32 protein-coding genes are annotated in these 26,025 nt (G+C 38.8%); 30 read left to right on the top strand and 2 right to left on the bottom strand.

All coding sequences use genetic code 11. The annotated features are described in order from the left end of the window. Nucleotides 1–18 precede the first annotated feature (18 nt). From J2Z37_RS08720 to J2Z37_RS08660, 13 genes are all read left to right on the top strand, one after another. Nucleotides 19–264 (top strand): hypothetical protein, encoded by a 246-nt coding sequence (locus J2Z37_RS08720; protein ID WP_209809875.1) that lies wholly within the window; start codon nucleotides 19–21, stop codon nucleotides 262–264. Between the two features lie 105 nt (nucleotides 265–369). Next, complete coding sequence (locus tag J2Z37_RS08715; RefSeq protein ID WP_209809874.1) at nucleotides 370–1,737, top strand: replication initiation protein; 1,368 nt, start codon at nucleotides 370–372, stop codon at nucleotides 1,735–1,737. Nucleotides 1,738–2,520: 783 nt separating this feature from the next. After that, entirely contained in the window at nucleotides 2,521–3,684 is a 1,164-nt protein-coding gene (locus tag J2Z37_RS08710) for a hypothetical protein (protein ID WP_209809873.1), read from the top strand. Between the two features lie 667 nt (nucleotides 3,685–4,351). Next, a complete protein-coding gene (locus tag J2Z37_RS08705; RefSeq protein ID WP_209810105.1) occupies nucleotides 4,352–4,705 on the top strand; it encodes a VOC family protein in 354 nt (117 codons plus the stop codon). Between the two features lie 101 nt (nucleotides 4,706–4,806). Next, nucleotides 4,807–5,331 (top strand): SMI1/KNR4 family protein, encoded by a 525-nt coding sequence (locus tag J2Z37_RS08700; protein WP_209809872.1) that lies wholly within the window; start codon nucleotides 4,807–4,809, stop codon nucleotides 5,329–5,331. Between the two features lie 581 nt (nucleotides 5,332–5,912). Next, nucleotides 5,913–7,250 carry a DUF3854 domain-containing protein gene (locus J2Z37_RS08695; RefSeq protein ID WP_209809871.1) on the top strand — a complete coding sequence of 446 codons (1,338 nt, stop codon included), beginning with the start codon at nucleotides 5,913–5,915 and terminating at the stop codon, nucleotides 7,248–7,250. 82 nt (nucleotides 7,251–7,332) lie between these two features. Continuing rightward, nucleotides 7,333–7,773, top strand: coding sequence for a single-stranded DNA-binding protein (gene ssb / locus J2Z37_RS08690; protein ID WP_209809870.1), 441 nt, complete (start codon nucleotides 7,333–7,335; stop codon nucleotides 7,771–7,773). A 104-nt stretch (nucleotides 7,774–7,877) separates the two neighbouring features. After that, nucleotides 7,878–8,240, top strand: a complete 363-nt coding sequence (locus tag J2Z37_RS08685) for a hypothetical protein (protein WP_209809869.1) — start codon at nucleotides 7,878–7,880, stop codon at nucleotides 8,238–8,240. Continuing rightward, nucleotides 8,206–9,327 (top strand): PD-(D/E)XK nuclease family protein, encoded by a 1,122-nt coding sequence (locus J2Z37_RS08680; protein WP_209809868.1) that lies wholly within the window; start codon nucleotides 8,206–8,208, stop codon nucleotides 9,325–9,327. Before J2Z37_RS08685 ends, J2Z37_RS08680 begins: the two co-directional genes overlap by 35 nt. 333 nt (nucleotides 9,328–9,660) lie before the next feature. After that, complete coding sequence (locus J2Z37_RS08675) at nucleotides 9,661–10,071, top strand: hypothetical protein (protein ID WP_209809867.1); 411 nt, start codon at nucleotides 9,661–9,663, stop codon at nucleotides 10,069–10,071. A 219-nt stretch (nucleotides 10,072–10,290) separates the two neighbouring features. After that, nucleotides 10,291–11,139, top strand: a complete 849-nt coding sequence (locus J2Z37_RS08670) for a hypothetical protein (RefSeq protein ID WP_209809866.1) — start codon at nucleotides 10,291–10,293, stop codon at nucleotides 11,137–11,139. Then, complete coding sequence (locus J2Z37_RS08665; RefSeq protein WP_209809865.1) at nucleotides 11,066–11,446, top strand: hypothetical protein; 381 nt, start codon at nucleotides 11,066–11,068, stop codon at nucleotides 11,444–11,446. Before J2Z37_RS08670 ends, J2Z37_RS08665 begins: the two co-directional genes overlap by 74 nt. A 25-nt stretch (nucleotides 11,447–11,471) precedes the next feature. Beyond that, the gene (locus J2Z37_RS08660) at nucleotides 11,472–11,639 is read left to right on the top strand and encodes a hypothetical protein (protein WP_209809864.1); all 168 of its coding nucleotides are present in this window, start codon (nucleotides 11,472–11,474) and stop codon (nucleotides 11,637–11,639) included. 216 nt (nucleotides 11,640–11,855) lie between these two features. Here the strand turns inward: J2Z37_RS08660 and J2Z37_RS08655 are convergent, their stop codons facing one another. Then, nucleotides 11,856–12,914: a hypothetical protein gene (locus J2Z37_RS08655; RefSeq protein ID WP_209809863.1), complete on the bottom strand. Its 1,059-nt coding sequence runs from the start codon at nucleotides 12,912–12,914 to the stop codon at nucleotides 11,856–11,858. A gap of 349 nt (nucleotides 12,915–13,263) precedes the next feature. Here J2Z37_RS08655 and J2Z37_RS08650 point away from each other — a divergent pair, with 349 nt between their 5' ends. The 6 genes from J2Z37_RS08650 to J2Z37_RS08625 all read left to right on the top strand — a co-directional run bounded on the left by J2Z37_RS08650 (nucleotide 13,264) and on the right by J2Z37_RS08625 (nucleotide 16,521). Next, nucleotides 13,264–13,926, top strand: a complete 663-nt coding sequence (locus J2Z37_RS08650) for a hypothetical protein (protein ID WP_209809862.1) — start codon at nucleotides 13,264–13,266, stop codon at nucleotides 13,924–13,926. A 105-nt stretch (nucleotides 13,927–14,031) separates the two neighbouring features. Further along, nucleotides 14,032–14,253, top strand: a complete 222-nt coding sequence (locus tag J2Z37_RS08645; RefSeq protein WP_209809861.1) for a hypothetical protein — start codon at nucleotides 14,032–14,034, stop codon at nucleotides 14,251–14,253. 24 nt (nucleotides 14,254–14,277) lie between these two features. Further along, a complete protein-coding gene (locus J2Z37_RS08640) occupies nucleotides 14,278–14,610 on the top strand; it encodes a hypothetical protein (protein WP_209809860.1) in 333 nt (110 codons plus the stop codon). A 13-nt stretch (nucleotides 14,611–14,623) separates the two neighbouring features. After that, nucleotides 14,624–14,806, top strand: coding sequence for a hypothetical protein (locus J2Z37_RS08635; RefSeq protein ID WP_209809859.1), 183 nt, complete (start codon nucleotides 14,624–14,626; stop codon nucleotides 14,804–14,806). 75 nt (nucleotides 14,807–14,881) lie between these two features. Then, nucleotides 14,882–15,532, top strand: coding sequence for a hypothetical protein (locus J2Z37_RS08630; protein WP_209809858.1), 651 nt, complete (start codon nucleotides 14,882–14,884; stop codon nucleotides 15,530–15,532). A 71-nt stretch (nucleotides 15,533–15,603) separates the two neighbouring features. Then, nucleotides 15,604–16,521 carry an HsdM family class I SAM-dependent methyltransferase gene (locus J2Z37_RS08625; protein WP_209809857.1) on the top strand — a complete coding sequence of 306 codons (918 nt, stop codon included), beginning with the start codon at nucleotides 15,604–15,606 and terminating at the stop codon, nucleotides 16,519–16,521. A gap of 278 nt (nucleotides 16,522–16,799) precedes the next feature. Here J2Z37_RS08625 and J2Z37_RS25480 read toward each other — a convergent pair whose 3' ends face one another. Further along, the gene (locus J2Z37_RS25480) at nucleotides 16,800–16,901 is read right to left on the bottom strand and encodes a putative holin-like toxin (RefSeq protein ID WP_342453802.1); all 102 of its coding nucleotides are present in this window, start codon (nucleotides 16,899–16,901) and stop codon (nucleotides 16,800–16,802) included. A gap of 409 nt (nucleotides 16,902–17,310) precedes the next feature. On the opposite strand from J2Z37_RS25480, the gene J2Z37_RS08620 reads away from it, so the two are divergent. From J2Z37_RS08620 to J2Z37_RS08570, 11 genes are all read left to right on the top strand, one after another. After that, complete coding sequence (locus J2Z37_RS08620) at nucleotides 17,311–17,454, top strand: hypothetical protein (protein WP_209809856.1); 144 nt, start codon at nucleotides 17,311–17,313, stop codon at nucleotides 17,452–17,454. Nucleotides 17,455–17,530: 76 nt separating this feature from the next. Continuing rightward, nucleotides 17,531–18,103, top strand: a complete 573-nt coding sequence (locus J2Z37_RS08615) for a hypothetical protein (RefSeq protein WP_209809855.1) — start codon at nucleotides 17,531–17,533, stop codon at nucleotides 18,101–18,103. Between the two features lie 80 nt (nucleotides 18,104–18,183). Continuing rightward, nucleotides 18,184–18,744, top strand: a complete 561-nt coding sequence (locus J2Z37_RS08610) for a hypothetical protein (RefSeq protein WP_209809854.1) — start codon at nucleotides 18,184–18,186, stop codon at nucleotides 18,742–18,744. Between the two features lie 365 nt (nucleotides 18,745–19,109). After that, nucleotides 19,110–20,189 (top strand): phosphoadenosine phosphosulfate reductase domain-containing protein, encoded by a 1,080-nt coding sequence (locus J2Z37_RS08605; RefSeq protein WP_245203681.1) that lies wholly within the window; start codon nucleotides 19,110–19,112, stop codon nucleotides 20,187–20,189. 83 nt (nucleotides 20,190–20,272) lie between these two features. Beyond that, the gene (locus tag J2Z37_RS08600) at nucleotides 20,273–21,787 is read left to right on the top strand and encodes a DNA cytosine methyltransferase (protein ID WP_209809853.1); all 1,515 of its coding nucleotides are present in this window, start codon (nucleotides 20,273–20,275) and stop codon (nucleotides 21,785–21,787) included. Nucleotides 21,788–21,836: 49 nt separating this feature from the next. Next, nucleotides 21,837–22,067 (top strand): hypothetical protein, encoded by a 231-nt coding sequence (locus J2Z37_RS08595; protein ID WP_209809852.1) that lies wholly within the window; start codon nucleotides 21,837–21,839, stop codon nucleotides 22,065–22,067. Nucleotides 22,068–22,611: 544 nt separating this feature from the next. Then, nucleotides 22,612–22,938 carry a hypothetical protein gene (locus tag J2Z37_RS08590; protein WP_209809851.1) on the top strand — a complete coding sequence of 109 codons (327 nt, stop codon included), beginning with the start codon at nucleotides 22,612–22,614 and terminating at the stop codon, nucleotides 22,936–22,938. A gap of 10 nt (nucleotides 22,939–22,948) precedes the next feature. After that, nucleotides 22,949–23,524 (top strand): hypothetical protein, encoded by a 576-nt coding sequence (locus J2Z37_RS08585; protein WP_209809850.1) that lies wholly within the window; start codon nucleotides 22,949–22,951, stop codon nucleotides 23,522–23,524. Then, complete coding sequence (locus J2Z37_RS08580) at nucleotides 23,460–24,575, top strand: hypothetical protein (protein ID WP_209809849.1); 1,116 nt, start codon at nucleotides 23,460–23,462, stop codon at nucleotides 24,573–24,575. The genes J2Z37_RS08585 and J2Z37_RS08580 overlap by 65 nt, the downstream gene beginning before the upstream one ends. 37 nt (nucleotides 24,576–24,612) lie before the next feature. Further along, entirely contained in the window at nucleotides 24,613–25,254 is a 642-nt protein-coding gene (locus J2Z37_RS08575) for a hypothetical protein (RefSeq protein ID WP_209809848.1), read from the top strand. Next, entirely contained in the window at nucleotides 25,254–25,913 is a 660-nt protein-coding gene (locus J2Z37_RS08570; protein WP_209809847.1) for a Mov34/MPN/PAD-1 family protein, read from the top strand. Before J2Z37_RS08575 ends, J2Z37_RS08570 begins: the two co-directional genes overlap by 1 nt. Nucleotides 25,914–26,025: the final 112 nt, after the last annotated feature.

Raw genomic sequence — 26,025 nt, 5'->3', positions numbered from 1 at the left:
CCGAGGGAGCGGGACGTATTGAGTTGGATCCTGCGGGACAATGAGGCGATCTGCTTTTGTGCTATTATCCAATCAGATGAAGGAGGGCGCGAGATCGATCTAGTTGAAGATTATGACCAGGACAGTACCCATATGGCTGAATGTGGTGTGATGGTACATCGATACATATCGAACGATCATTTTATTTCCATATATGAAGATACTAACACTGGTGGGATCGAGATGTCTTATGAATTAATCAATTGCATCCGCAGGGAATATTAACATTTTCCGCCGGTAATAGTTTAATTGAGTTGGTCGCACAGTCAGTATGACGGCGGCCCTCTTTTCTAAACATTCCCACAAAAGATTCCGATAGAAGTAATATAAATGCAGAAAAATCTATTTGGATTGACAAATTTTTCAATTTTGATCATAATTAAAGATAATAAAATACAATTAGACGCGGGAGAACCGGATAAATCCTTAGGGGAAAGTATGCCTTTTGGATCGTATCCGGTTCTTTTTTTTAAGGAGTTTATAAAAATGGTCACAATCTATAATCCTTCTTTAAAGAAACATGATAAAATAGAATCTAAAGAGGTATTGAAAGATAGGTGGTCCACATTGTCTAAGAAGGTAATAGGGATACTTGAAGGTTCCACAATGGAATCTGAAGAACTTCTTAGTGAAGAAACGTCCAAAAAAAAATTTAACGAGTTACAATTTATAAAAAGAAAGATAGCAAATCAATTAAAAAATGAGAACTCTGCAAATCTAAAGGAGACGCTTCTCTACATAAATGAAGAGCTACTAAAAATGAGCGAGAACATTATGTCTGAGCTCGATTCATCCACTATGCATTCAAGGAAGAAATTATTTCAATTCCGTAAAGAAATAGTCGAGGAAGCTCTAAAGAAAAGACAGGAATCATCTAAAAAAAGAACGGATCCGATTGAGAAAAACTATGGTTTAGCTCCTATTTTCTCCAGTACATCCCCAAATGAGAAAACACTGGTCTCTTTGAGGAACGAACATGGACATATTGTTGAAACTAGGTCAGGTTACCGAACTGTTGAATATTCGGCTAATCACGGGGGTTATCTAACTACATTTGATTTTAAGGTCTTTGTTGGTTTACAAAAGCTCTGGGAGATAAAAGGCAATAAAAAGGAATTTGAATTCCATATTGGTGAACTAAGTGATATTATTGAAGGCCAAAAAGATGGTGGAACCTATGAAATTATTACTACAAGTCTAAACAAATTAGCAACAACATCTATTATTATGCATGATTATAGGTCCGGAGACGTTTCAAAACCTTATCGGACAAGAATCCATAATGTTATTCAATTTGCCGATTTTGATTTGGACGAAAAACGGGTATTTATTACATTTAATGAGTATCTTCACAATGGATTAACAGCTGGAAACATCGCAAGAATTAGTCTCTCAGCCTATCAGGATTTAAGTTCCAAAACATCAAAGTTACTTTATCCCCTCATTGCTAGTATAATTGACGATACAAATCAGCTCAAAATAGATGAACTTATAGCTACATTAAACCTAACAGAATTGCCAAGGCATAAGTCTCTTGATCGAATAAAAAAATCTCTCAACGAACTAGTCGATAATGAAATTATTTCTGGATATGAACTTGTTCGGGAAGGGAGATCATACAAATATATTTTTATTACACCTTCAGATGATATTCTAGAAAATCTAGATGAAAGCAGACAAGAGTATATTCTTAGTTGATAATAGATATTAAAAATAGGAGCGATAGCTCCTATTTTTAATATCCCTCTGTACTCCGTTCAAATATCCCTCTGTACTGCGTTCAAATATCCCTCTGTACTCCGTTCAAATATCCCTCTGTACTCCGTTTAAATATCCTTCTGTACTCCGTTCAAATATCCCTCTGTACTCCGTTCAAATATCCCTCTGTACTCCGTTTAAATATCCTTCTGTACTCCGTTTAAATATCCTTCTGTACTCCGTTTAAATATCCTTCTGTACTCCGTTTAAATATCCTTCTGTACTCCGTTTAAATATCCTTCTGTACTCCGTAGACACCATTATGAATTTTTTGTCGAAAAATATTTATTTTCCAGTTTTAAGTTTTATTAACCCTGTTTTATCCTTCTGTACTCCGTTTAAATATCCCTCTGTACTCCGTTTTTTTCTAAATATCCTTCTGTACTCCGTTAAATATCCTTCTGTACTCCGTTATTTATTGAGTTTTCTGTTTATGCCAACTACTAAAACTTGGAAATTGATTTTATCCCTCTGTACTCCGTCGCTTTTCAAAATATCCTTCTGTACTCCCTTAAATATCCTTCTGTACTCCGTTAAATATCCCTCTGTACTCCGTTTTTTTCTAAATATCCCTCTGTACTCCGTTAAATATCCTTCTGTACTCCGTTTAAATATCCCTCTGTACTCTGTTTGGCGGAATTGGTAAGGTTTGCTATATTATTTCTATCATATTTCGACAAGATGTTTTTAGTAGAGTACAGGCAAAAAAAGGAGGTGAGTGGAATGATCCATCGTGACCTATGTGATCCGAACTATACAAAAAATTATAGTCCCCTTCGTATGCAATTTCATTTTGTTTTATCTCGATTTGTGTGCGTAAATGGACTTGTTCCACTCACCAAAGAAGAACTGGCTCAAGAAATGAAGTGCGATATTCAAACAATCTATAAGTTTATAGACGCAGCTGAAAAAGAAAACATTATTCGTTTGGAATGTAATCAAATTTATTTATTAAAGCATGTGCCATCAAACGATTTTAAAGAAGGTTATGTTCGTCATTATCCTTTCCTAGAATCTAAAAAATTCAGGGATCTAAGCGTGCAAACACAACGCTTTATTCTGTATGCTCTTTGGAGAGGGGTTTATAACCCCGGTATGAAAATGGAAATGGCTATTTCCAGTCTATATCACAAATCCGCCAATGAACGCGATGGAAGATTGAACCTTTATAGTAAAAAGCCTGCTTTAGATGTTCTTGAAGAAGCAAAGGCATTCTTAAAGTTTGAGACTGCAAAGAATGGCCTTGAATGGTTTAAAGTAACCGGTCTGAACGAGGAGTTTGATGTAGACCCACTCCATAATCAAGGAGAAATGAAATGGTTAGATAACCATTTAGTTACTGCCACTTGTGATTTACTTTCCGATGTAACCAAGGGGAAGATTATTGAACTTAAAAAGCGTTATTTCGATAACCTCGGGTCCATTGGACTGGAGTTAGTTCAGTCTGCCTTGGACAAGGTATTGCTTTCCTTCAAACTCTATCAACTGGAGACGAAAAACGAAGTCATTCCCTATCTTCGTGCCGTTTTAAAAGATTTGGAAGAAAAGATCCTTCCTACCATACAAAAAACGATTATAAATACAAAACAAGCCTTACGTACCACCAAAGATTTACTAATTTCTGGTGTTCAAACTTTGGTGGACCGTTTTAGCAACCAATTAGAACAACTGGAAAAGGTTCGAGATTGCTTAATTTTAACCTTAAAAAGAGAAGAAAAATCTCAGGAAGAAAAACAACAGAAAATTACAGAGCCCTTTCCTTTTTATAACTGGTTAGAAGATGACGATAACATCCATTCCCCTAACCAGCAACAAGATCCTTCACTTGAGGGAATTTCTAATGAAGAATCCTATAGAAGACTCCTTTCGAGTTATTCCTTTTCATGATATACCGGCGATCCTATTTTTTTAAAATGAATGGGTGGCCGGCTATTGTCGTGCCCTTTCTTTCTTATTAAGTAGAAGCTACCTAAAAAAGCGAAGTGAAATGAGAGATGCGTCCCATTTCCTTCGCTTTTTTTTATTTTGTATTTACCTTTTATTTACTTTTATTTACATTTATTTGCATACAGCATCTTTATTTTCTGTGGATTTTAGATTTTAAATTGAGGATTTTTAAGTGAAAACTGTTGATATTTATAACTGTATTGTGAAATTTATTTTATTCATTGTGGGATTTATTTTTTCCTTTCTTAATTCTATTTGTTCAACTCTCGAAACCCTTGGTATTCCTGCAATAGGGAAGGATTAGAAAGGACCGTAATGGGTATTTAAAAAGAGGTATTTAAAAAGGGGTATTTAAAAAAGTATATTATTGACGTGACTTTATTATTCTAATCATTCTCCATTAATCTAACGCTATTATTATACTATGTTATTGGTTAAATATGAGGGATACTAGGATATAATGAAAAGTAATTTTTTGTTTACTTCGCTAAAGGGCAGAATAACGGAATAAACGGGGATTTGTGTTAATATCAAAGAAGAATTAACTGTTATATGTCGAATGTATTTTATATTGAAGGACAATCTGCTTATGTCTGGGAGGTTTGAAATGAAGGTCAAACGAATCGTCGCCAATATAAATACGAAGGATATCACGGCAGCTAAATGCTTCTACCAGGATGTGCTCGGCCTTGATTTAATGATGGATCATGGTTGGATTAGAACTTATGGTTTAAACGAGGAGATGAACATTCAAATTAGTTTCGCCTCACAGGGTGGCTCAGAAACGCCTACGCCTGATCTATCGATTGAAGTTGATGATGTCGATGCTACATTAGAAGGCATGAAGAGAGCTGGATTTCCGATAGAATATGGGCCTGTTAATGAGCCTTGGGGTGTTCGACGATTCTATGTCCGTGACCCGTTTGGTAAGCTTATCAATATTCTTGCTCATAAACATTGATACACTAACGGCCAATCGTAAAGGGACGCTAGTTTGTTCAACTAACGATGATCGATAGTTTAATAACACATAGGTTAAGGATATATGAATGAGGTGATAACTTGGAGTTCTATAAAGGTAAATGTGAATTTTGGGATGAAGGCGAAAAACCTATATCGGATTTAGAGATTAGTATTGCTGAAGAAAAATTAGGTGTTAAACTTCCTCAATCATATATAGAATTACTGAAAGAACATAACGGTGGTATTTTAAAATATCCAAACATTTTTCTTGAGGAAAACGCTAAGGAACGATTTACAATTCCAGAGATATACGGAATTGATTTTGAAGGCGAACAAAATGGTGTAGGTATCCTTGCTTCGAAGTATTGGATTAATGAGGTTGGTTTACCTGAATCTATAATAATTCTATGGGGTGATTATCATAGTTGGATTACTTTAAACTATGAGGAAAACACTGAAAATCCCTCAGTAGTTTACTTTTACGAGGATTACTTATCAGATAATGAAAAATGGAAACAAATAAAAATAGCAAATGATTTTGATGCTTTTTTAAGAAAACTATCTCGTGGCTCTATTTTAGACCCTAAAAAATTAAAACCAAGTTACGGGAGAAAGAAACAGTGAATGAATTTCATTCAACGAGGAGAGTCGATAGCGGGGGAACAGTATCGAGATCCATCCCCTGCTTGGTTGCTGCGGTAACGGGCAGTTTTGAATAAGAAATTTCATTTGAAAAGGGAGTTAATATGAGATTTTTATATTGGTTGGTTAAATTAAGTTGGTATTTCGTGATGACCGTTATAGCAACAACTTACTGGAAAGGTTTGGGTTGGTGGTTTTTAATCATTTGCTCAATCGTACTGCTTTTAGGTGATGAATTTATAAGAAAATCACTTAAAAAATGACATTCTTATTGAGCTAACGGGATCTTTAGTTCAGTAACTTAATCTGTGCACGAAGTTATAAGAAAAGATTTTGGTTATTAACAAATCTCTTCTTCTTTGCTATAATTACCATAATTATTATGTTGATTTCTTTTTCTGCTCCTGTTCACGCGAACGGAGAGTTTTAAACGGCTTTTGCCTAAGAATACCCATCTATGGGGATTGATCTGTCTATTTTTCAAGACAACATCGATTCCATAGATGGGTATTTTTTTATATCAAAATACTCACATACCAAATAATCTTAAAGGGAGGTACTTCATGCGTATTATTCAACATACCATTGACAGCGTAAAAAGTGTGAGCACATTGGAGTTAGCAACTAGGATGGGCGATAATCCGAAACAGATCGGTTCGTCTTTTCAAGTCTATTGCCCGAATCCAGCACACCACGAAAAAACACCGGATACATACATTCAATCGAACATGAATGGATGGAAGTGTTTTGGCGGAGGAGGGTGCGGAGCTCAAGGTTCTGATGCGATCAAGTATTATGCTTGGAGAGTATTTGGAAGCTGGGATCCAAAACAGCATTTTGTTGATTCGGTGGTAGGAATTGCGAACCTGATGGGTATTTCTATCACAGAAGAAGGGTCAAAACGTAATTCCAGACGAGCTGCAGCTCAATCTCAGAGGGTTCAAACTTCCTTTAAAGCTCACAAATTTGAGGAAGTAGAGGCCAGGGATGCGGATACCTGTGATCGAATTTACCGGAAGTTTTTACAGATGTGTCCAATTTATCGTGACCATGCAGAAGAGTGGCTCGGCCCAAAGCGGCAATACACAAAGGAACATGTGTTAAAACTCGGTTTGCGGTCGGTTCCTGCCACCTCCGATGAAATTTCATCCATCATCCAAAAGTTACAGGAGGATGGTGAATCATTAGAAAGAATCCCTGGGTTTACGCAGCGTCTAAAACAAGATGGCGATCCATCCAATGAAAAAGATTGGTACTGGACCCTAAGTGTAAATAGAGGGTATTTTATCCCAGTCCGAGATGAATTGGGGCGAATTGTTCGTATGCGAGTAGCCACAAATGGAAAACCCAAGTATATTTGGTTTAGCTCTGCGCCGAACATCCAAATGGAAACGGACCCGGAAAGAATGAGAAAAGGTGGAGCTCCATCTGGTGCACCTCTGAATATCGTAGTGCCAGCCCAACAACTAGCTTTATGGACACCCGGCACTGATATTACGGATATTTTCCGTATGGATGTAGTCATCGGCACAGAAGGAGAGCATAAAAGCGCCATTGCAAGCAATCGTCTTCAAATGCCTGTCATTGGTGTTCCAGGGGTTGGTAATTTCAAGGAAGTCATTCCAACCATCCAAAGATGGGGAACTAAAAAATTCATTATTGCCTATGATACCGATAGCCTTTACAAGGAAGAGGAGATAAATGGCAGGAATGAAGAGGTCTTTAAACAGTTAGTTCGCTTTTCCCAAGAACTACTGAAGCTAGGAATCGAGGTAGTCATTTGGACATGGAATGCATCCGATGGTAAGGGTCTTGATGATCTCTTGATACACTCCTCAAAATTACCTGTGGAGATTGATCTTCGGACAGGCCAAAGGCAGCCCGTTGTGCTAAGTGCATAGAATCCTTTTTTAATTGTACCAACGATTTAAATGCTGGTACACCAATACCAAATTATTATATAATTTTAGGGAGAGATGAAAAATGATTAATCGAGTTGTCTTAGTTGGAAGATTAGTAAAAGATCCCGAATTACGGTACACACCGTCTGGGGTGGCTGTTGCAACTTTTACGCTTGCAGTAAATCGTACATTTACCAATGGAGAAGGTGAGCGCGAGGCTGACTTTATAAATATTGTCGCCTGGCGGCAGTTAGCAGAGTTATGCGCTAATTACCTGAAGAAAGGCTCACAGGCCGGTTTGGAAGGACGTTTACAAACTCGCTCTTACGACAATAAAGAGGGAAAACGTGTGTATGTGACTGAAGTCGTGGCAGATAATGTTCAATTTCTTTCACCTACAGGAGAGAGAAGGGAAAATTCATCAGCATCTTCAAATGACCGAGGATATGATTTTGGTTACAATAATCCTCCTCAAAACGATAGAAGAGCAATAGACATCCAAGATGATGATTTACCATTTTAAAGTAGATCTGTAATAATTTTAAGTCAAATAGTGTGAAAAATAAAGTCATTTTCCCCTTTGGGGAGATGACTTTTTTAATTTTAATGTGAGAGGGAGAAATCATTGTGGGGATTCAAAAGAGAAATAAGAACGGTCTTTCTGAATATCGTTTTTTTCATAACAAGAATATGGAAGGAAGCCTTCTAATTGGTTTCAGCAATTACTTTGATATTGATCCTAGCTCTGAATGGGGATTGATCCCTACCATTTATCGTATTGAGGGAACGGTTGTCGCTCAAGAAGAGCTGCTTCGGTATTTGTTTTGGCATGTAAAATCTCCTGTTCTAGCCAAAGTGAAACCATTTGAATGCCAGCAGTTAGAAAAGTTCGGCTTCTCTCCTATTGATCCATCTCATTATGTTTGGGATCCGACTAGAAAGGAGGATGTTGAAAGTGAGTCTTTTAACCATGACAAAACCGGTATATAGTTACAGCCGATTATCCATGTTTAGCGAAACATGTGAACGTCAGTTTTACCATAAGTACATCGAGGGTAGACCTTATCCACCAAATGGACCCATGACTATCGGGAAAATCTTTCATGCAGCAATGGAAATGGTGATTGGACAAGGTTACAGCCCCGAAGAAGCAGCGTTTTTTGCCATCCATGAAGCAAATGGGCTTCCGGAAGGCGAACGAGATTTTTATATTACTTCGATGGTGAAAAAGGCGTATGCTCGGTTAAAAGCGTTTGAGAATGATTACTCTGATATGGTTTCGGAACTTCATCTTACGGTGGAAACAGATGCCGGATTGATTCAACTCTATTTAGATATCGTTATAGATAACCCGATTGAGGATGAAGTGTTAATCTGTGATTTTAAGACCAGCTGGTATCCCTATGAAGCAAAAGATTCTAAACAACTAGCTCTTTACGCCTATCTATTTAAGAAAATGCGTGGAGAGATGGTTGGTAGCCATTTTAAGGGAAGGCTGATATTCCCCCGATGCCCGGAGGATTCTGATACCGAGGTCATCTTCACAGATCATGTTCTAAAGGAAGCAAAGGATTGGGCTTGCAACACCATCCAGGAAATCGAAAGACGAGATCCCTTTAATATAAACGATTGGGCCATGACAACGGATCGAGGAAAATGTGAGCATTGTCCTTATTCAACGTTATGTGCGGGTGGGATGGTGAATGGTTTACCAGGTGATGGTATCGCGAAGAATGACGAAGAAGCTGCCAAAATCGGTGAATTTATTCTCATTCAGGAAAAGGCACTAAAACGAATGAAAGAGGGATTGAAAAAACATGTGAAGAATCATAAAAATCCTATTTCTATTAAGGGTGGTAAATGGGATTTCGTTGCAGGGGATCCTAGTCCCAAAATTTCAATTCCAATTTTAAAGCAATTTGCGGAGGATCACGGGCTTGATGTCAACGATGTTCTTACTCAAGATGGCAAGGCATTGAAAAAGTGGATTGAAGGCGATGAGAGTGGTTTCTTAAAGGCACAAGCCACATGGACGAACCCACGAAACACTTTTAAATTCATAGAGGACCAAAAATGATGATAATAACATTAAAACGATGGACTGCCAGGAAAAACAAAAATTAAGATAGTCGAATGATGAGTTAAAGGATACCCTTAGTAGGGTATCTTTCAACTTAATAACCATTATGTTATAATTAACCATATATTAATTTTGACTTTCTTTTACTCTTAGCCATGCGGCAAATGGAGCATTGATCCTTACGGACATACACCTAAACAAGGGTGCATCAATTCTATCTAATTAAGATAGAACATTCCTTATGATGAGGAACGATTGGTGAACGCTTGTGTGGGTGTATTTTTTTGCCCTCAATACCAAATAACTACCATTTTTTAGAGGAGAGATGACATGAAAAATCAAGACCAAATGCAATTGGAAGTTGAAAGAGAAACCATTAATGGGATTCAAGATGTACATGAAGAGGAAGAGATGAGGATGCAACCTTTAGAGGTGAAACGGCTCCTAGAGAGAGGAATGAAGGATCCTTGCCTCGTCTTAATGGTAATTGATGATGGCCTTCTTCGAAGGGGTGTTGCACGTAAAAATAACCAAGAACTTATGCAAGAATTCCAAACGGTTATTGAAAATTACCTTCAGGAAAATGGAGATGATCACGGTATAACGGAGGATGGTTATGCTGTTGTTTGTCAGGTTGATCCCTTTGGTGACGAAGAAGAGTTTATTTGGACATATCCTTTTGATGGGGATGAGAGTATTAGCGAAGCAATACAGCGTTTGCAGAAGAATTTGTTTCAATAAAAAATCGTTAATTACACAGAAAAAAGGAGAAGGTAATTCGTTACTTTCTCCCTTTTCATTTCCCTCAATTTATAGAAAAAAGGGTTTTTGATTCGCATTAAACATTCCAAATCGGTAATGAGTAAATAAAAATCATTCATTAAACCGTGAAGATCAAAGATTGACTCTCCACGGCTTTTGTCCTAATTGACTAATTTTCCTACTGGAGAGTGTGAGAACATGGACCATTTTGATATTCAGGCTCAGAAAAAAGAACGCTGGTTTTTTAACCGCTTGAAAAAGAGTGTACATGCTGGCAGCCGTTACGAATTTCCCACTGGTAAGGGATGCTTAAATGACATTATTGAAGTGAAATCCGATGCACTTTTCTTCCGGTCCAAAAAAGGAAAGAAAATAAATCCGATTAGTCGGAAGAAGTTAAGGGAAGCGATTCGATTTATCTACCACAAGCGTACTACCACACGGAAGGAATTGGAGCCATATAGCCGTTTTAATAGTGCTTTGATGGGTCTTTTAAGGATCATCTTCTTTGATATCGCTAAGCTCGTAAAAACGGCTTCTGGCCTGCTTAGAATTAGCCTAAAAGGTACGAGATACTTTCCCTCATCGGCAGAGAGGAGTCCTCGGGATTTAGAACTAGCCAAAGAACAGGGATTTAATGTTGTTCTGATGAGTTATTTTTCCATGAGAGACGATCCGAATGAAAATTGGAAGTATCATTGTAGAAGGTTAGGTTTACAAGTACTGGTAGATAGTGGCGCCTTTAGTGCATGGAGAGCAGCTGAAGAAGGAAAAGACGTGGAGCCGATTGAAGTAGAGGCTTATGCACAATTCCTTCTTAAGCATCAAGACGACATCTTATTCGGGTATTTCACCTTAGATGTGGTGGGGGATCCCGATGCTACAAAGGAAAATACAGACTATCTAAAATCCATGGGGTTAAAACCCATCGAAATTTGGCATGTTCAAAGTCCTTGGGAGTTGCTCGATCTAGATGATAACGGAACAAGATCATCCAGTCATCGGGATCGGCGGCAGCGTCAACCTTTCCGAAGAAAAAAGGTATGAGATCTTTAAAGAACTCTTTTCCCGTCATTCACTAACAAACTTCCACTTCTTAGGGGGGAGTTCGAGACTGCTTTATCAGTTTCCTTGGTTTTCGAGTGATTCTAAAGCCTGGGCTTTTTGTGGAAGGATGGGGGAACTTATTACACCGGCTGGCCACATGAAAGCACCAGATCACTGGTCTGCAGAAGAGTGTATTTCATTTAACGCTAGGGGACTAAGGGATCTTGAAGAAAACTATGATCGAGTATTTCAAATCCCTATGTTGATCCCTCCGTTAATAACCAAACAGCAATTGGCGTTATTTTAAATTATTCTGAAAGGGAGAGGAAAAGATGGATTTTTCGAATCTTGATTTCACATATATCTTTATCGCAATCGGATTGATTGGAGTATGGTTTTTGGTTAAGAAGGTCAAGAAGATCATTCGTAAAATAGTAGCTTTGGCATTTGGGTTATTATCATTGTATAAGATGGTTACCTGGTTTTCTTTGCTAAATTAACCTAAATCACCTTTATCAAAAGGGAGAGATTACATTAGAACAGAAAAAAGTCCTGATAGGAGGTGCGTTCCATCCTTCAGGACTTTTTCTTGTTGCTGGTTTACCAGGCCAGCAACGTCTTAACCCAATACCAAATAATACTTTAAAGGAGAGATGTGAAGGGTCACATCCCTTATTGTTATAGTAAATCCATTTAAATATCGTGTCAAATGCTATCTACTTTGTTTTCCTCTTCTTTTCAAAGGGGACAATTCTTCCTTTGGATTTATAGATCGCTTTTTGTGCTAGATCATGCTTTTCTTCTCGCCAACGATCAATCTCTTGATAAATATATTCCTCCATTTCCCCGGCCCATTCTGGAATAGACTGCGATGGAAACGGATAAGGAGCTAAAGATGGACAATCCATAATTAATTCATTGTTGGCTGGAAGAGGGCGACACTGGAATTCATAGTAATTTCTTTGTTGTCTTTCACTCGCGGCGCTCCATGCCTTCAGTATAATTTCCCCATAATGTCGATCAGGAAAAGCATCTCTCCATGAAATTCGTGGCTCTACTTGCTGAAAGCATTCAAACAAGGCTTGTTCTACCAACTTTCCTTTTCCAATTACCATGATGGCATAAAGCTGTTGGCCGATCCATGAACCAAGCAGAACAAGTAGCGGGATCGCGAATCGTTCCCACCCTAAAAACCATTCATTCATAGGTTTTGTTTGAAAGAGTTGGTAGAAAAAAGTCAAAATGAGAAGCCCACCTAAGAGTGGAGGTATCCATTTGGATAGTCCTACGACCTTCAACCAATGGGATTTATGTTGAGGATCTGCATCTGTAAATCCTAAATCCATATAAGCACGATTTCGGAAACTATTCACTACAGTTTTATAAAAGGTATTGGTTACTGAATCACGAAGATATGGTGAATACGAAACAGGCGGAGCCATCAGATAATACAACATAAGAGGAGGGATATACGGAGTACGTTCCCACCGTTGTACCTCTTGAATGAAACGACGCATTCGGATTTCTTCTGCTACCTTATAGTAGGTGGATAAGGAAGTTGCAAACTTATAGGACAACAAGACGATAATAAACCAATCTCCCCATACCAATATGTAATTCTCCCATAAGAAACCTAGAAACTCCATATATGTACTAAACGGTTTTATATGATCTGGAGTTAACCATTGGACGATAGCGAGTATAGGTACAGCAAGTATAGATAATCCAATCAATTTAATAAGGGACGAAAATAGAGGCTGGAACACATTTTTCATCTGATCACCTCAACCATACGTATTATACTTATTTTAAACTATGTCACCAAAATAAACAAAAATCAGAAGGTTCAAAAACGTAGAAGGATCTTCCAGGTTATGCTATAATTAGCATATATTTTTATTGATGATTTTTCTATCCTATTTCGAACCATGCGGATCGAAAGTTTAAGTTGTCTCTATCAGACACCATTTCATATTGACTCAAAGAATCGCGTTCTACTGGAACGACCAGAATCTATCCTTTTTAAACGGGATAGTCATGTCTTTTTGGTCTTTGCAGTAGGAGGCGATTTTTTTGCGTTTCCAATACCAAATACCAATTTAAGAAAAGAAGGAGAGATGTATGATGTTAGACCTAATGCAGCAAAGGACTGAAGTGGAAACGATTATGGAGAAAGTGGAGTCTTATCTCCGCGAGCATTACCTGGATGAGGATGTCGATTCCTCTAACGGAGTGTGGGGGGAATTTAATTCGGTGCATGTTACCCATCTGTCTACCTTTTTTGATGATTTGAAAGGGGAAGGGATTTTGCCGAATAATTCTTTATTCGTCCATTACACGGCAAGTGACGATGAAAATACTTTTGACTGTATGGCTACACGTTTCGTTTTATTTGACGGGACCCTTCCTCTTTTCTCTATTGCCTTTGATGAGGTCATCGGAAGTCGTGGAAGACGTTTAGAAGGATTATTAAAAGAAGGGTTCCAACAAATCATTGAAGCTGTAGTCGGGTATACCTATCAACCAGCGAAGAGTTTGGTTGTTGACTACACGATTATTGCTGGAGAAACCCAAGTCACCAAAACTCATCTCTTAGAGTCCGATGATAACTGTATCGATCCTAAAGAGTTAATTCAAGCATATTTTAGTGATTTTTGGGGAGAGAACACGGACTGTAAGGTTCATGCTAGCTCCTTTAACCGTAAGGACGGATGCGAGGCAGTTAAGATTAACAGCTATCGTGAGGTATCTGCAATGGAAGCAAATGTGCTGAGAAAGTATATCTAAAACTGTTAAACAGCTTTTGGAAAATAACCTAAAAATATGAGGGAGAGAAGTTCGATAATGATTCATTATTGAACTTCTCTTTTTTTATTAAGGAGAGTGTAAACCATGGAAAATTTACAAAATAGCGGGTTTGAGAAAGCAGTTCATATCGGGACGATAGAACTTGATTTTCCGCAAGAGATTTTTGAATTTGGAAATGAACTAGAGAGAAAACGTATGGCGAAAAGATGGGGTGAGATTGACATCATTCTTTTCGAAAATGAAAAGGTAGTAAATATCAATCAACTACGTCAACTTCACTCAAAAAATCGTCAACGTAGTGTGTAAGGTCCATTAAGGGAGGATAAAAAATTGAAAGATGCCATTGAGTTACGTATACGTGGAATTAAATGTGACAGCTGTGATTACAACAATATGAAATATACCGCTGAAATAGCTCCATTATACCGTTATCAATTTGTCTACGATCTATGTGAAAAGATCGATAAGACGGCTGAAACGAATGTGTCTGACTGCGAAATGTTTAAAATTACTTTGCTTTCGGCAATGTGTAATATATACGGAGGTAACACAGGAGATCAAGGTTCGAAGGTATATCTGGATGCGATCCAAAGCGTCAGAGAAGATACTATTGCCAAATCCCCAAATCCGGAGTTGTTAATCGGTTATTATCCTTTCGTATAAAGGAGGACCCAAAATGGGAATCCATGCGGTTGATTTTATGCCATATCATGAAAAAATGATGTGCATAATGGAAAATGAGATCCTTTCCTTGGATCGAGAGGAAAGAACATTATTAGAGCGATTAGCCCAAGTTCGGGAAGAAAAATATGTAAAGCAACAAACACTTCAGGATATGAAAATTTTTTTCACGAAATGAAGCGTTTCTGAGTGGAATAGAGGGACTCCGAGTCTCTCTATTTGTTTATCACATTACTTGAGAAAAGGTGATTTGATGAGTAAATTGTTGGGATCCGTTTATATCGATACTGCGAGAGTGGCAATTCTAAGAGAATCCAGCCAAAAATTATGGACAGCTGGAAGTGGTAAACCTTTGGGTTTAAAAATATGGGGACGCAATGCAAAAAAAGCAATGCAGATGGTAGCTGAAGCCTATAAACTAAAATTTCGCCCCTCCCATCATCAATTCTCAGCCTTCGTTAAACAGGATGTGGTGGAAATCGATGCTTTTTTGGAAAGTATCCGAAATGAGAATTGTTGGTTTATGTGGTCTATAATCCAGGATAACTCTTATGATCGCTTAGGGTGGACAAATGAGAGAAAGTTTCAGATCGATACCAAAGAACCGGATGTTGCTTATATCGTCTCCACTTGGGGCGCCGATGGCATGTACCCCGTTTTTCGGTTAAATGACGGTGGGATCATGATTTTTTTTGGAGAAAAAATCAATCTAACCGATCTGAAAATGGAAGTGTTGGATACCTTTACCTTGGTTGAGAAGACGGATTGGATAGCAGCAGATCCTTGCTATATACAGGATGATACGTTAGGTGTCCATTTCACATTGAAACCGGGTAATTATCGAGTGGAGCATATGTTAGTAGATAACGAATCCCTTGGGATACGTATAGTCATTGATAAATAAAAATCAATTTGAGTGATTCGGAGGCAGCTAGCTGCCTCTTTTTTACTTCATACAGAATGGGAGAGAATGACATGGGAAGAAAAGAGCGGAAGAGGATTACACAAAACGAACAGGTAAGAGAATTACTTGAGAAAGAATCGTTAACGGATGAAGAAATCCAATTTATTAAACAATCTTACAGTGGTATTGGAGGCCTGGTGAGAACCGGCTGGGACAATGGACAGTTCTTTACCCCGGAAAATGTAACCGAGTTTGTTATCAAAATGTTAGGCATTGAGGGAGGACGTATTTTAGAACCCAGTTGCGGGTCTGGTGGATTTTTTGAACATCTCCCTTCAACGTGTGATGTTGTTGGAATTGAAATTATGTCTGAGGCTTCAAAAGTCGCCCAGATCTGTTATCCTAAGGCTAACATCCTGCAGGAGGATGCATTACAGGTTACCTTTGACGAACCATTTGATTACTGCATTGGCAATCCTCCGTTCGGATTAAAAGTTGATTTTGACTTTGCTAGTGGAGGGAAATTTAAGAGTGAAGTGGCCTTTGTTGAATACGGGTTACGTAATCTCAAGGATGGCGGGATTCTTGGCATGGTGGTCCCTGACAGCATGTTAGCCAATAAAAAGGAAACCCCCTTCCGCAAATGGGCTATAGAAAACAATCGTTTATTAGGAGTCATAGGATTTCCTACTCAGACTTTTTTTCATAGTGGAACGTCGGTGAAAACGTCGCTTCTCATGATTCAGAAAGGGAGAGAAAATCCGAATGAAGATTATGATGTTTTTTTCGCGGTAGCCGAAAAAATTGGGTGGTGTACACGTGGAAATCCAACGGATAGTGACTTGGATGCGATTTATCACGAATATGCATCCTGGCCACAAAGTCATCTAAATCGAAGGAAAAGAGGAGTTGATCCTATTGTTGTTCCGTTCCAAAATCCTCTCGATATCATAGAAATGCCAGAAGGTCAGTACGCTTTGGCTTTATAATATTTCTAGGGAGTGATATTGTAGGGAAAAATCCTTGTACTATATGGACCTCTGTCTATATTACCAAAAATACAAGGTCCATAGATAGGAGAATAAACAATGAGAATTGGATTTTCTCTTTTTTTGGTGTATAATGGGAGATAATAAATAGCAAAATAAAAGCCGGAAGATGCTGCTAACATCTACCGGCAGGCATAATAGTTCACCTCACGGTGATCAGCTCAAAATAGTCTAAAATGAAATAGACCTTCCACCTAGCTTGCGGCTCAAGGGGAGGTCTATTTTCTTTTGTCTCGGTTATTGTTTGCGATCGCTAATGTAATCATTGCCACTAGTGAGCCAAAACTAATCATCAAACTTATTCCTTCGTAAACCGACACTATATCTCACCCCCTTTCATATCGGGGTGAGCTGACCTTCCCTTGAGGAGCTGCTATTATCCTTGTTTATATTATACCATGATTTGCTAGATTTGCTGAAATTACCAGGTATTTTGTTTTCATTTCAAAGATGCCATGGTAAAATAATAATATATTTCAGATGATTTCCTTCATTCCCCACTCCCAATCACGCGATTAGGAGGCTTAATCCTTTAAGGACATACGCTCTTGCAGAGTGACTGACGCTACTTTATTTGTAGTGCATTCCGTATGGAATTGAATCGGTTGCTGTGCAAGGGCGTTTTTTTCTTTTCGCCCCATACCAAATACCAATCAAACTTAAAAGGAGAGATGTACAAATGGCTGATACTTCAGAGGAGAGAATTGAAAAGTAGAGGAGGCATTTACGATGAGCGTATCGTCTTATCTAGAGTTAAAAGAACATGTAGGCCATCAGATTGAATGTGTGATGTACGGTGGAGTTAATGTATCTGTCGTATGTGATACCTGCCATGTTGTTCTTTTGGACTTTGATGATGAATCAGAGCAGTAAGTTGGAGATGAAGAGATCCCGGATTATTATCGGATCTCTTCTTTTCTTTTTAAGAACCAGATAAGGGGAGAGAAAGATGAGTTATAGCATTGAGTATAATCGTGCCATCTATAAAGATGATGAGGGTTTCATGATGTTGTTTATTAAGCAAGGCGATAACAACGTATGGGAATCAGATAATAAGCAGCGGGCAAGGGATTGGTCCCTCGTGGAACATGGCTCTGAAAAAGAACTATGGAAGTACTTGGGTTCACGCGCCGGTTATACCATGGGTGGTGGCTTACAACGAGCAGCTGGTTGGACGGATACTAAATCCATGGAAATTGAAGAGTATATCAAAATTTACCGTTCGAAGATTAAAAATGCGAAACCACTAGAACGAGTGTTAGAGGATTTTTCCATAAGCCTGGTTATTTATAAGAGGGATGTAATCGCTGACTCGGAGTTAGAGACCAAGATCCTGACTGTTATAGATCATTACGGTCTAACCAGCTATGGGAGTCATTATTACGACCGGGAGAAAAAGAAGTACAGATACAGTATTTCTTCAGTGGGAGAATTACGTAACCTTTTACAGCAACTTCCACCCTCCTGGACCGATGATGCAACGGTGAGATATGAAATATCCGCACGGAAATCAAGGATTTAACGGAGAGAGGGGAACAGAGATGGTGAATGGATTCATGAGCACTCATTTACAACTTATCCAATGGGAAGGGGTGCAGTAATTTGATGATAGGAATGCCGATCATTGAACATAACCGCCGGATTTATGCTTTTGATAAGAATCAATACGGGAGTCAGGATCTTCTTCTCTTAGTTCAGCAAGGGGTGGAAGGGCATCCTGATCCGAACTGGACTCCTCTCAGCTTAGGTTGGGAGTATCAACTCTGGTCCATAATTGGTGAGCGTGGTGGCCTGGCAGAAGCCCAAGAACTTCAATTATTAAACGGAGAACTAACGATAGAAGAGTATGTCCAGCTTTATCGAGAGGAATTAAAAAACATTCATCCCATACAGGAAATTTTTGATGCTTTCGAGTTGCTAATTCGGTTTTCCTTAAATGAAAAGGAAACATGTGAGTATTCGCTTCAAAAGTATCAAACCCTCATTAAGGAAAATGACTTTGTATTGGTGGATGCCGATCAAAGGATCTATGAGAAGGTCTTAATGTCTGGAGAGGTGGAAATTTTGAAAAGGGTTGGTTATGAAGAGATGATTTTCTTGCCTAGAAAAACGATCGTCGTACCTAATCCTGGTAAAGAACTGGAGCAATTAAGCCTTTTCTGATGGAAGGAAAAACAGCCATAGGTGAGTGTGAAGGCATCTTAGACTGCCTTTTTTTATTTTCCTTTTAAAAAGGAGTGAAACGAAATGGTCAATGAACCCCCTAGAAAAGGGCTTGTAATACTTGCGGAAGAGAGTGTTCCTACCAAAATGACTTTGCGTTGATTTCCGTTAAAGGTGATGCAGTATGGTATTGCCTTTGCCGATATTGTAGAGCAGCTGACACCAAACGGCGCAAAAGATATCGTTGGGTAAAATCAGCTGTCTCATTTTAAGTTCTGATAGAGGATATATCAATGTGGCTTAAAGCCAAAGTGATGAGAAGGGGATACTCCTTCTCTTTTTTACTTTTAAAGGAGAGATGAATCATGAGTCAATTGATGTTTACTTTTGAAGAGGCGGCCGAGGAGGTCATTGTTGAACAAAAGGAGCATAAGGGAACACCCGTAGATCTTTTGCCTTTAGAGGATTACGACCACATTTTAATTAGTGAAAGTGCGGGAAAGGACAGTATGGCTTGCCTTTTTCACCTACAAGACATAGGAGTGGATATGAGGAAAGTGGAACTTTATCACCAGTCTGTCGATGGTGGACCTGACGACCCCATTTTTATGGATTGGCCGTGTACGGAGAGTTATTTAGAAGCTGTCGGTCAATTTTTTGGCATCCCTGTACGCTATCAATGGAGAGATCGAGGATTTAAAGGGGAGCTCTTGAGGAAAGATTCAATCACAGGTGACGTTTATTATTATGATGACAGTGGGAATAAAATATGGTTACCAAGCCAAGACAAAGAGAAATATCGAAATACAAGATTAAAATGGCCAGCTTTAAGTTCGGACTTACGTACCCGATGGTGTTCGGCTGCTATCAAGATTGATGTATTTCGTCGTGTATTAAGTAATCATCCCAAATTCAAAGGGACGAAAGAAAATCCGAAGAAGGTTCTAGTTGTTACAGGGGAAAGGCGCGAGGAGAGTTTTCAAAGATCACGCTACCTAGAATGTGAACTGCACTCATCTAATTGCCAAACCCGTCTCGTACACGCATGGAGACCGGTCATCGATTGGAAGGAAAGGGATGTTTGGGATGCCTACGAGAAACGAAGATTCCTACCTCTTGTCAGTTACCAATTAGGTTGGAATCGAACCTCATGTTTCTCATGTATCTTTTCTACCCCTGATTTATGGGCCATGCTTAGAGAAATTGCTCCTGAACGATTTCAGATGTTAGTGGAGGTAGAAAAAGAAATAGGTCATACCATTGATCCTAAAATGTCTCTTACAGAAAAGGCCAATTTAGGCTCGATCGATCGATTGCCTAAAGGTGAAGAATTCAATCTATATATCGAAAGGGCATTTCATCGATCTTATAGAGTAGAAGACTTGATCATGGAGAAATGGCATTTACCTGCGGGGGCTTTTAGGCGTGGTGGAGGACCAAATTAGAATATCGAAATGGAGTGTAGAGGAAAGGTGCGTACTGCCCTTTTCTCTTTTTTTACTTTCTTATAAGAAAAGGAGATCATGTTATGTTAAAAAAACGTCCTGCTAAAGTATCCCACCGAGGAATCTATCTGAAGGATAAGGAGTTAGTCGATACGGATTTTAAAATAGGATCTCATTTCAAATATATATGGGATGTAAAAGAAAAGCGGTTGGTTATTGTACCCACTGAAGAAAAGACGCGTAATACGGTTTCTCATCTTGCTGATGGTGTTACGCCGGTCATTGATATTCGTACCAAGGAGGCAAGAGAGGCATTCCAAGGGTGTGACCTACTGGAAGTGGAGATTTATCAGAACCAAATCGTGGTGATAGGGTCAGTCAAATCTTCTGATTTCGCGGAAGGAGCATCCTTAACGTCCCTTTTGTCTTCCAAACAAAAAAAGGGACAGCTAATTGAGCTTACCAGCTACCTCAAAGCCAAGCCTAAAGCAGTAGCTATTCTTTCTCAGGAGGAATTGAAGCAAGCTGTAGGTGGATATCCCACTCATATTACCATCGAGGAAGAATCGACCACTTCTAGCAACTCGCTCTTCGACCTATTATCCTGGCTCAAGATCCCATTAGCGGCAGCATCAATTTTTTCAGGTGCTGGCCTAATGGACATAGGGTTTATACAGGCTAAATTCGATGTAATCTTTGCTTTGGAAATGGACCCACAAGCCGTGAAAACCTATCGGCATAACATCGGGGATCATATTGTGGAGGCGAATATTTGTGATTACATGAAATCGCTAATCCCGAAAGTTCCTTTGCTCTTTGGTGGCAGCCCTTGTAAGGGGTTTAGTAATGCGAATCGTCACTCGAATTTTTTGGATAATCCCAATAATTTACTTGTTCGGGAGTATATAGATACCGTCCAGACGGTTCAACCTCTTGTTTTTTGTCTGGAGAATGTTCCTCAGCTTCTTTCTTGCGGAGGAGGAAAGTTTAAAAAGGAAATTGAACACGCCCTATCCGATTACGAAATTACATCGGGGGTGGTTTCCGCTACATCGGTGGGTGGAGCACCTCAAGTTCGGGATCGCGCCATTTTTATTGGCTCAAAAATTGGGAGGATCTCTTTACCAGAGCCCACGTTAAAATCGGAGGAATATCCAACAGTTCGAGATGCCTTTGAAGGACTGCATGATGGAATCGCTAATCAAAAAGATATTAGTGTTTCTTCTTCTCTTACGAAAGAACGGATACACGCCGTACCTCCTGGAGGAAATGTTCATGATATTCCTACTGAAATTCGTCCCAAGGGCGTTCATTCCAACCAATATAAACGGTTGAAGTGGGATGAACCAAGTGTGACCGTAGTGAATCCACGGAAGGCCATGCTGCTGCATCCCTCGGAAGATCGTATTTTAAGTGTTCGAGAGTGTGCTAGATTGCAACAAGTCCCAGATGACTTTGAATTTTTGGGAACGCTCGATGCTCTTCAGCAACAAGTCGCCAATGCAGTTCCAGTCGGGCTTGCTTATCGAGTAGCGATGAAGATTAAGGAGGCTTTTTTGCAATTTGGACTGAGAAATCGACCAGCAACAGCTTGGTAGGTGAGATTTTTAAAATTCCCATTTTATTCAAATTAAAGGAGGAAAAATAATGTATATTGGTATCGATGGATACAAGGTATCACTAATCAAGAAGGTCAATGAGGATTTGTATTACAATCTTAGTGAAAAAGCATTTACTAACGACAAAAACAATTGCTCACATATAAGTGGTGATGAATGTGCAGAAATGATAATTGAACAATTAGGATTATTAGACTGTATTCCTTGTGAAATTGAATTATCTTTTGATAAATACACAGGAAAATATTCTGCAAAATAATCCTTTAAAAAGGAAAAATAAAGCCGCCTAGACCACCTGGTATTAGGAAGTGAGTTTTACATTTGATTAAATGAAGAGGAACCTTTTCTGCGATTAGAAGAAGGGTTCCTTTTCTCGTTAATTTACTACTATCTCTTTCCAATTATTTTTGATAATGGTAGAATAATATTATATTTATATTGATTTCTCGATTCCACTCTTGTTCAAGCGAACTTGAGGCTAAATCCAAAACGGACATGTCTTTTTAATCATGCGATTAAAGAATAATCTTTTTATGAAACACTGATTTCAGTGACCAATCTCTGTCATGTAGGCAGAACATTCTTCCTAGGGAGTAGTGTGTATTGGTCCATGAAATGAGTGTTTTTTTTTGCATAAAAACATCTCAACCCAATACCATTTCAATTTAAAGGAGTGATCGTGTATGAATTTTTATCATTGATGGAAAATCGAAGTAAATAAAAACAGCGATACAAGCTGGAGAGTGAAGGAATAGGCTAAGAATTGCCTATTCCTTTTTTATTTTCTTGAAGGAGACATGGAGATGAGACTAAACCTTCATACTTTTATGGAAAAAGTAGATCAATCATGCGTGTCTGGACACGATGTTGAGGAATGTGAAATGACTATGCAGCTAATCGAATTAGTCTGCTATAGCCCGAAAACTCATTTTGGAGAAGTGAATTTTAATTCCTTCCCTCTTGAAGCTGCAAAAAGAGCCTTCGAAGAGTTAGTGGCTTATTGCCCTGATGATTGCGGGGGAGAGGAAAACGAAAATAGCGGAAATCTTCTGTTGGAAGTTAATCGAATTGCCCATTTCAAGCAAAGTGTTCTTAAATTGAGACCACCGAGAAAAAGGCGATTTTTTTGAGGAGGAATCCATGAGCAAAAGTCTTTTTGTCCCTCATCAAACGTTATCGGAATATCAGATGACGATGGACAATATGGTGATGGCTAAGTTATTACACGACAATCAAATCCCTGTCCCAGACATTCCTTTTGCATGCAATTACAGGGAAGATAGCTTTTTTTATCAGGCGATGTCTTTGTTATTTCAGACAGTGCTCTGTCATGAAGAAGAGCATGATTATGGTCAAACGGTGGTTTTTAGCCTCCGTTCATCCCTTATTGAGGAATGGATGGATTTGGCGCACACGTTTCCTGACGAAGAATGGAAACAAAGGTTGGAGAGTGTCTTCGATCCGGTTCAGGAATATTTGGATGACTATTTTGAACTGTGTACCAGGACCGAAATTACCTCTTTCGGGTTGCGTATTACGATATCAGGTTCTTTTGGTTTTTTTCATCCGATCCTTGAATCGTTTATTGAGTGTAAACAATGCCTAGAGCAGGAGCTAGAGGAAATGAAGGCCCAAAAAGGAGAGGACAAAGATGATCGAAACATTGATCACGATGCGAGAGGAAACGGAATTCGTCCATATCGCACAGCGGTCTAATGGACTTATTGTACAAGAGAGAAAAATTCAAGTCGATCAATTACTGGCTGCCATGATGGAAACCATGGAACCAATTGATCTGTTAAACCTTTTGCTGGATAACGATGAAATGATCAACGAAGCATTGGGTGAATGGATGGAAGAACAAGAAGCGGAAAAGTTGAATAAGTTCTTCACGTTACTTTTGAGCCGAGTCGAGGTTGATTATGAATTCAAGCAACTGGTGGAACTATTCCAAGAGATTTCCAAACGCTTTGATTTGTCTCAACTAGATGAAGGAAGCCTTAACAACCTATTAAAACTTCTATTGGACCGGACAAAAAAGTTAGAGAATGCAGAGGTGTTTAATGCGTTATTTATTACCCTTTTGCAAAAACTTTCTATTTCTGATCCAACATCCCAAGGAAGATTTATTACCAAGATTTTAGAGGAAACACTCTCTCGGGTAAAAAAGGAAGAGGATATTCCTTTAATCGAAGCGATGTTTTTTGAATTAGCCAAGAAATCTCGCAAAGATTGGGTTCGAAAAGTATTAGCCCCTTATACCCGAAAGAAAAAAGTGTATCAAACACCGATTCTTCCCAAAAATTGTGTTCTCTTTCAAGAGGAATTGGACGAAAAAAAAATCGTGGTGATTGAGGTAGAAAGACAGCAAATTAACGTGGATTATCATCGTTCGTCCTTTGAAAACGTTGGACATCCCAAATTGTGGTTTGAATTTGAAGTCATGTCAGACAGGATTGTTAGCTGTCGAGTGTTTGCTTTGAAAGATCCAGTGGTCAAGCCAACATCTAAGATTTATCATTATCCTTTTTCGAATGTTTTTCAGGATTTTAGAACCTGTTGGCCTGAGTTAGGGAGTTTAGAGATTCAAGATATCTATCAATTAAGTACGTTGCCTATGCTATTTCTTCGTAGTCCCTCTAATGATCATCTGTTCCGAGGGAAGAATTTGCGCGAGCTTTTTGCAAGTCTTCAAAATCGGGATTTTGATGATTCATTATTAGAAGACTCAGGGAAAACGGTAGCTACTATTTTTGGATTGAAATAATCAAAAACCAAATTAGTTGGTGAGAGGAGAAAGTAAGATGGGAAATAATTCAAAAGAGAATGTTATTCATATGTTTTTTGGTGAAGAAGAAACCAAGGATCAAGTCATGGAAAACAAGAGCACTGCTTGTGATAAATGCGGCGAAGAAAAGGTTACGACGAATGGACGTTGCGACGACTGTTTCGAGAAGTATGGGGATTCTCTTGAGGAGAAGGAAGTAGAATCCTCCGCAACTGTACCGACAGCCGCGGAACCTGTGATGCAAAATGATGGTCAATTTTCCCTATTTGATTTCGGTGCAGTAGTGGAGGAATCCAAAAAAGAGGAAACGACCAAGCCTTCAAGCTGCGATGAAGATAAACCATCCAAAAAGGCAACGAGTGCAAAGGAATCAAAAAAGACAGCTCCTCAGCCAAAATCTAGTCCAACATCATCCGTTAAAAAGCAGGATATAGAGGTGGAAGGGGATTTTACCATACATTACGCTACTCAGCATTTTCTTGTCAGCGACTTTTTTGAAGAAATGCCTGAGTCTGGAAAAGTGACTCTGGAAGAACTTCGTTCTGCTATGGCGCAAGAGTTTTTCGAAATGACGAAGCAAAGGGTTAAATGGGATTACGATCTAGAACAGAAAAGATTATACCCAGATGTCATCGGAACCTCTAAGGGGGGATTCTAATGGCAATAAAAGGGTTCTTTTGGAGGGTTAAGGAGTTTTTACAAACTCCTAACCCAAAATCCATCAACATTATAGCCGGCCAGGATGGACGGTTATACGAGATCCGTGATCATTTGTTAGGACGATTGGTGGTCCAAAAGGATTTTGTGCGTGAACTAGATCCGATTCAACCAGGATTTCAGTTTCAATTATCAAAAATTCCTGGGACGTTGCTCCAAACGGCTCTCTCTTTTTTTCGTGCCTATTGTAACGAGTGGGTCCAGAATGAAGTAATGGTTCAAATCTATTATGACCGGCTAACTAAGGAGTATTTTATGGAATGTCCTTATCAAACGGTGAGTAAAGCTCGAATTGATGCGAAAATTGATCATGTACTGCTGCATAACCAACAATATGTTCAAGTTATGCACTTACACTCCCATAATACCATGTCTGCGTTTTTCTCCGAGACGGATAATAACGATGAGAAAGGGTTTATGCTTTATGGAGTTATAGGAAGGCTCGATTTTCATGAACCCGATATGCGATTAAGGGTTGGATGTAACGGTCATTTTTTTAAATTGCCGATCGATTATATTTTCGATCATCCAGTCCTTACACCCACTTCTATTGGTTATCCTAAAGAATGGGATGAACGGGTTCTTATCCAGGGTTCATAAAAAGGGAAGGAGTTTTCTAAACTGGCACCTATGTCAAGGACACTATAAAAAAAGAGATTAAGCCACTAAAAGATGATTCCTGTATTGAATAGGGGTCATCTTTTTTAAGTTC

The sequence above is a fragment of the Ammoniphilus resinae genome, assembly GCF_017873965.1.
Taxonomy (GTDB): domain Bacteria; phylum Bacillota; class Bacilli; order Aneurinibacillales; family RAOX-1; genus Ammoniphilus_A; species Ammoniphilus_A resinae.
The sequence above is the reverse complement of the archived record's forward strand: the minus strand, read 5'-3'. Positions and strand labels throughout refer to the sequence as shown.

What these genes read in the sequence shown, in the direction of transcription:
- J2Z37_RS08715 (WP_209809874.1), top strand. Translation starts at nt 370, where the DNA reads ATGCAGAAAAATCTATTTGGATTGACAAATTTTTCAATTTTGATCATA.
- J2Z37_RS08710 (WP_209809873.1), top strand. Translation starts at nt 2,521, where the DNA reads ATGATCCATCGTGACCTATGTGATCCGAACTATACAAAAAATTATAGT.
- J2Z37_RS08705 (WP_209810105.1), top strand. Translation starts at nt 4,352, where the DNA reads ATGAAGGTCAAACGAATCGTCGCCAATATAAATACGAAGGATATCACG.
- J2Z37_RS08695 (WP_209809871.1), top strand. Translation starts at nt 5,913, where the DNA reads ATGCGTATTATTCAACATACCATTGACAGCGTAAAAAGTGTGAGCACA.
- ssb (WP_209809870.1), top strand. Translation starts at nt 7,333, where the DNA reads ATGATTAATCGAGTTGTCTTAGTTGGAAGATTAGTAAAAGATCCCGAA.
- J2Z37_RS08675 (WP_209809867.1), top strand. Translation starts at nt 9,661, where the DNA reads ATGAAAAATCAAGACCAAATGCAATTGGAAGTTGAAAGAGAAACCATT.
- J2Z37_RS08670 (WP_209809866.1), top strand. Translation starts at nt 10,291, where the DNA reads ATGGACCATTTTGATATTCAGGCTCAGAAAAAAGAACGCTGGTTTTTT.
- J2Z37_RS08665 (WP_209809865.1), top strand. Translation starts at nt 11,066, where the DNA reads ATGATAACGGAACAAGATCATCCAGTCATCGGGATCGGCGGCAGCGTC.
- J2Z37_RS08660 (WP_209809864.1), top strand. Translation starts at nt 11,472, where the DNA reads ATGGATTTTTCGAATCTTGATTTCACATATATCTTTATCGCAATCGGA.
- J2Z37_RS08655 (WP_209809863.1), bottom strand. Translation starts at nt 12,914, where the DNA reads ATGAAAAATGTGTTCCAGCCTCTATTTTCGTCCCTTATTAAATTGATT.
- J2Z37_RS08650 (WP_209809862.1), top strand. Translation starts at nt 13,264, where the DNA reads ATGTTAGACCTAATGCAGCAAAGGACTGAAGTGGAAACGATTATGGAG.
- J2Z37_RS08645 (WP_209809861.1), top strand. Translation starts at nt 14,032, where the DNA reads ATGGAAAATTTACAAAATAGCGGGTTTGAGAAAGCAGTTCATATCGGG.
- J2Z37_RS08635 (WP_209809859.1), top strand. Translation starts at nt 14,624, where the DNA reads ATGGGAATCCATGCGGTTGATTTTATGCCATATCATGAAAAAATGATG.
- J2Z37_RS08630 (WP_209809858.1), top strand. Translation starts at nt 14,882, where the DNA reads ATGAGTAAATTGTTGGGATCCGTTTATATCGATACTGCGAGAGTGGCA.
- J2Z37_RS08625 (WP_209809857.1), top strand. Translation starts at nt 15,604, where the DNA reads ATGGGAAGAAAAGAGCGGAAGAGGATTACACAAAACGAACAGGTAAGA.
- J2Z37_RS08620 (WP_209809856.1), top strand. Translation starts at nt 17,311, where the DNA reads ATGAGCGTATCGTCTTATCTAGAGTTAAAAGAACATGTAGGCCATCAG.
- J2Z37_RS08615 (WP_209809855.1), top strand. Translation starts at nt 17,531, where the DNA reads ATGAGTTATAGCATTGAGTATAATCGTGCCATCTATAAAGATGATGAG.
- J2Z37_RS08605 (WP_245203681.1), top strand. Translation starts at nt 19,110, where the DNA reads ATGAGTCAATTGATGTTTACTTTTGAAGAGGCGGCCGAGGAGGTCATT.
- J2Z37_RS08600 (WP_209809853.1), top strand. Translation starts at nt 20,273, where the DNA reads ATGTTAAAAAAACGTCCTGCTAAAGTATCCCACCGAGGAATCTATCTG.
- J2Z37_RS08595 (WP_209809852.1), top strand. Translation starts at nt 21,837, where the DNA reads ATGTATATTGGTATCGATGGATACAAGGTATCACTAATCAAGAAGGTC.
- J2Z37_RS08590 (WP_209809851.1), top strand. Translation starts at nt 22,612, where the DNA reads ATGAGACTAAACCTTCATACTTTTATGGAAAAAGTAGATCAATCATGC.
- J2Z37_RS08585 (WP_209809850.1), top strand. Translation starts at nt 22,949, where the DNA reads ATGAGCAAAAGTCTTTTTGTCCCTCATCAAACGTTATCGGAATATCAG.
- J2Z37_RS08580 (WP_209809849.1), top strand. Translation starts at nt 23,460, where the DNA reads ATGATCGAAACATTGATCACGATGCGAGAGGAAACGGAATTCGTCCAT.
- J2Z37_RS08575 (WP_209809848.1), top strand. Translation starts at nt 24,613, where the DNA reads ATGGGAAATAATTCAAAAGAGAATGTTATTCATATGTTTTTTGGTGAA.
- J2Z37_RS08570 (WP_209809847.1), top strand. Translation starts at nt 25,254, where the DNA reads ATGGCAATAAAAGGGTTCTTTTGGAGGGTTAAGGAGTTTTTACAAACT.